The 5,113-nt window shown below is 35.3% G+C and carries 3 protein-coding genes and 1 pseudogene; all 4 read left to right on the top strand.

Going from position 1 to position 5,113, the window contains the following annotated elements; all coding sequences use genetic code 11:
* Positions 1–95: 95 nt before the first annotated feature.
* Positions 96–356: pseudogene (locus tag ACVWXS_RS25715) on the top strand (GNAT family N-acetyltransferase); the annotation flags it as partial.
* A 290-nt stretch (positions 357–646) separates the two neighbouring features.
* Complete coding sequence (locus ACVWXS_RS25710; RefSeq protein ID WP_456960659.1) at positions 647–2,377, top strand: GMC family oxidoreductase; 1,731 nt, start codon at positions 647–649, stop codon at positions 2,375–2,377.
* A 227-nt stretch (positions 2,378–2,604) separates the two neighbouring features.
* On the top strand, positions 2,605–4,275 hold the full coding sequence (locus ACVWXS_RS25705; protein ID WP_456960658.1) for an S-layer homology domain-containing protein: 1,671 nt from the start codon (positions 2,605–2,607) through the stop codon (positions 4,273–4,275).
* A gap of 37 nt (positions 4,276–4,312) precedes the next feature.
* Positions 4,313–4,924: a hypothetical protein gene (locus ACVWXS_RS25700; RefSeq protein ID WP_456960657.1), complete on the top strand. Its 612-nt coding sequence runs from the start codon at positions 4,313–4,315 to the stop codon at positions 4,922–4,924.
* The last annotated feature ends 189 nt before the right edge of the window (positions 4,925–5,113 follow it).

Here is a 5,113-nt window from a genome sequence, read left to right as displayed (position 1 = left end):
TCGACGTTGACGTGTCATAGTAGCACGCTCCTTTTTTTAATAGTCTAAGTTTACAACCCCTTATTTTATCTGTCCAACTTAGTGTAGCCTATCCAGAAGATGATTTTCAAGGTTGTATAGAATTATTTATTGTATCGGGGGAATCTAGAGGTCTTGGGGTTGGAAAGGCTCTAATGAATGATTTGTTTAATTATACGCAAAGTATGGATGTGAAATCTTTATATTTATATACAGATAATAGATGTAACTATGGATATTATGACAGTCAAAACTTCGATCGTATAGGTGAAAAAGAAATTCAATTTGATTCAACAAAGGAAAAACTTAACGTGTTTTTATATGGTTATGATTTTTAATTAATAGCGATAAGGAGCTGGACAATTCGCTTGGCACCTATGCCAACACCTATAGAAACTATATTAAGCATAAAACAAGCGTACACTGTATGACAGGTGTGCGCTTGTTTTCGCTTATTTTGTAAATGGTAGCTACGCGTTGCTGTTTGTGAGCTATTTCTTTTAAGAATCCCTTGCACGCTATACGAAAACGGAAAACTTTAATAGCATTTTATTCAATGCCCCGTACAAGTATAAATATTCAAACATATGATAGAAAGATTCTAAATTCATAAGAAAGGGAGAACAGAATGTGTAAAAATCATATTTTTGATTATATTATTATCGGAGCAGGCACTGCAGGTGGAGTTATTGCAAAAAAACTTACTGACGATAAGAGTACAAGTGTATTAGCACTCGAACCAGGTACAAATTTAACGAAGCAACTTAGTAGTCCCTCGATAGAAGTCGCACTGAATTTAGCGAATGATAATAAGTTTTCGTATAATATTTTGTCGAAAACAGAGCAAGCACTTGGTCGTCAATTACGATTAGCAGGTGGTAGAGCAATCGGTGGCAGTTCATCGCATAATGCGATGTATGCCGTGCGAGGCAGTAGAGAGTTATATAATGAATGGGGAAAATTAGTAGGAAATCAGTGGAGCTATCAAAATATTGCCCCACTATTCATAGAAAATGAAACGTATACAGGAACTTCACAAAATCCAAATCAGCGGGGAACAGACGGACCTATTTTTATCCGACAACAAATTACGCCTGCAAGAGGACTAATAAACACACTCACGCAGGCAACTTCTGATGTGTTAAACATTCCGATTGCTAGAGACTATAATACTGGGATAAGAGATTGTACATTTTTAAAATCTCAATTTTTACAACAAGAAGTAGACGGGGGATTTGTTCGTTCCTCTACCGCTACAGGTTATTTAAACGAAACGATTGTTACACAGGGCGATCAAATTGACTCAGATGAGTTTGGTGTAGATGGAAGGAAATTAATGATTTTAACAAAAACAACGGTAAATAAAATCCTTCTTCAGAAAAAAGGTGAAGATTATGTTGCATATGGAGTAGATTTTGTACGAAATGGTAATTGTCAAAAGGCTTTTGCAAGAAAAGGTATTATTGTGGCAGCAGGTGTTTTCTCTCCTACTATTTTACAACGCTCAGGGATTGGCAAGCTAGAGGATTTAGCAGCTGTAGGTGTACCAGTCCTCATTGAAAATGAACATGTTGGGCACAATCTTCAGGCACATCACGCAGTTGGGATGGGAGTAGAAGTTCGAACAGACCGACTGTTACCGATATTGTTTGCAGATCCGAATGAACCCATTGCATTGGGCGCCTTTAAAAAAGTAAATGGACCTGGACGTAATATTCAATTAATAGGTGTTCCAGCGCCGCTTTTTGTACCAAACCAAGATGTACTTATTAATAATTGGGGATTCAACATCAATAATCTAAGTAACGTAATGAGTTTTGGCCTTGTCAATTTAAACCCAAAAAATCGAGGCGAAATTGTCATTGCTCATAGTGATCCTGAGGCGACACCAACACTTCAATTTAACCCATTAGATAATGACGATGACCTTAATTTTATCATCGATCATTATATTGAAGTTTATAATATTGTGCAAAAAGCTAAACAGTTAGATCCAGCAGGTATTTATCGTACGGTGTATCCTAATGAGGCGATTTTTAAGTTAACAGATGAAAACGAAAAACGAAGTCAACTGGCTAATTTTGCGAAAGCCTCCTATATCAGTTTTGAACATTATGGCGGGCAATGTAAGATGGCAAAATCGATTCAAGAGGGCGTTGTTGATGGGTTCTTAAATGTATTTGGGACAAAAAATTTAAAAGTAGCAGATCTTTCAGTTTCACCTATTTTACCTGATGGAAATACAACCCTTGCTGCTCAAATGATTGGCTTAAATGCGGTGAAATTCATTCAAAATGAACAACAAACACATACGATACAAGATTATGAATTCCAATTTTTCACGGACAAGGATGAATAATTATCATTGAGGACAATTAATGGGAATAATTGATCGAAAAAGATATAGGAACAATAGCTACAAATAATTCATAAATTGCCCCCCTAGAGATCGAACACTAAACAAACCTCCCACTGTCCGATAAAAAACCCAGGTAGAGAAAACGTTCATATATTGTTTTTCTCATGTAATACTGGTATAATTTTGGGAAATTTTATATAAAAGAATAGTTACATCGGGGGGCCAATTTGCTTAAAAGAAAAATCTGGTGCAAAATTTTATGCTCCATGTTAGTGATAATGATCTTGAATTCATTTTCATTAAACAGAACAGGTGACGATGAGTATAAAATAGATGAACCTAGCGAGAGGGTTTCTCTAGCATTACCGAATTCCACACAATTACATTTGGAAGCCAATGGTTTACTACTGCAAAAAACAACAAGTTCGTATAAAACGTATATTCGTTCAATGGATCAAACAACGGTCTATAATTTATTTGAAGATGGAGAAAACATGGGCTCCATCAAGGTTACTGTTCGAGAAATCGATAATGGGGATTTTTTCATTTTCACTCAATTACAAAACAAAAGCAGTAAAGGGTGTAGTGCTACAATCTCATACCCTATCAGCGGAAATGTACGGTATGATTTGATAGATTTCGAACGACATGAAATTCAACATGAGCACGATAATGTATCTGGCGTAGATCCAACCACTTATCCTATCGGTCTGTTAAAAATAAAGGAAAACGAAAACCTAGTTACTAATATGATGATAAGCCGAAACTACGTAACGAAAGAACTGATTAAAAAGTATGAAAACGGAGACAAGAGTGTGGTCCGGGAATTGACGAGTGAAAATAAGTCCTTGGAATTAATTAAAGATAATAAAGGTCTTACTGTAACTCTTCCACTTCACTCAGTGGGAAATGATTTATCTGAAAACTGGATGTTAGTTTCACAAGAGCCTCTGTTTAAAAAAGACAAAGCTCTCGATGAATGGATAAGTCAAAGTACCAAATATTACAAAGAAACTAACAAATGGTATACAGCCGAAGGGCCTTATACAAAACTCCCATGGTCGATCGAACCTGAAACAAAGTTAGGATATGGGAGAAACCTAGTGAGGGTCCAAGATAGAAAAGCATTAAATTACTATGAAACTACACAGGAGCGATACTTCTACGATTTGCTATTAAATTCTGTTGCTAACTTATTTATTTTTCAAGAAGATAAAAAAGGGTTATGGGAAACGGAATATACGAGTACGTGGTTGAAAAAGGATTACGGAATCAATGCTCCCTATATCGATACTAGGCATAACGAAAAAATCGCGTTATTCCTAAAAGAAACTGGGGACATGCTTGACATCAAAGAACTCAAAAACTCAACCATCATCTATGCGGATTTCTTGGTCAATCAGGCGAAAAATGGAAACATAATTGAAGTTCCCAAAGGTGGTTACCTTGTGACCGATTATTATTCCCCTCTGCAGATAAAGAAGACACATGTATCCTTAAATCACGCTTTAGGAGAAATGAATTTCTTACTAGAAACCTATCAACAAACAAAAGAAGAATCCTATTTAGACGTAGCCAGAAATATGAGACGGGGCGTTGAAAACATCGGAGAAAAATGGTTACGAGAGAATGGGGATGTGTGGTATCAAGTAAATGGTGATTTCACTTTTGAAGGAACTGATTATCCTCTCTTGACATTAGAAGATTTACTGAAGTCTCAACAATCATGGGAGGCAGTTGGAGAAAAACGAAGTGAAATATTTGATCGTCTCATTCGTTCGAAGGCACAATATCTTGTGGAAAGCAAACAGGAAATTCTTCGACCGGTAGCGAATTCTCTCATCAATCAAGGATTTGGAGATATCATTGAAGGATACAATAATATTCCTAAGTTCTAATAAACCTCATTATGCAAATAAATTAGGAGGTGATACGATGAATAAATGGCTAAGAGGTTGGAGCATATTCATTTTTTCAATTGGAGGAATAGTGATATTACTAATATTCGGGACTGTCTTTTCATTATTTAATTATAAGGCATCGTTGATACCAGATGAAAAAGAGGAGGAAAAGGTAATTTCACAAGCAGAACAATATATACAAGAGAAATATCCAACTATGAAATACGAAATCTCTCATGTCCTTTATGATAGTGATGATCAATACCCTGATTTTGAATATGCTGCAATGATTTTAAATACAGAAACACAAAAAACGTTCCAGGTTTATGAAAATAAAAATACGAAACAAATAGAAGACGATGTAACAATTCAAGAAGAAGCAAAATTTATAGAACAATTAAGACCAAAAGTTCATAGTTATATAACTAAAACATTTGGGGAACCGGAAAGTATTTCATTTACGCCTACCTATCATACAAGAGGTACACCTACGCTTAATATTAGGTTAAATAACGGAAAAGAAGAAGTAAACGAAGAAATGTTTCAATCTTTTATTGATTATTTACAGCATGAATTGAATGTTGAACATGCATATGTAAATTTTTTGTATGATAATGAAACTGAAGGATGGAGTACGGAATTTTAATTAAAGCAAAATATAACAGAATGAATGTGGATTATAAAAAGAAAGGAACAAAGTACAATGAATATTGAGTGCACGCGATATCGAGTGAAACAAAAGTAAGCCCGAAATATAAAAAAAGCGCACCTTCTCGGTACGCACGACGAATGGCCATCTATCCTATTTTTTTCGGATAGATGGCTATTTTGCACA

The sequence above is a fragment of the Lysinibacillus sp. TE18511 genome (genome assembly GCF_054062295.1).
This window is presented reverse-complemented; position numbering and strand designations above follow the sequence as displayed.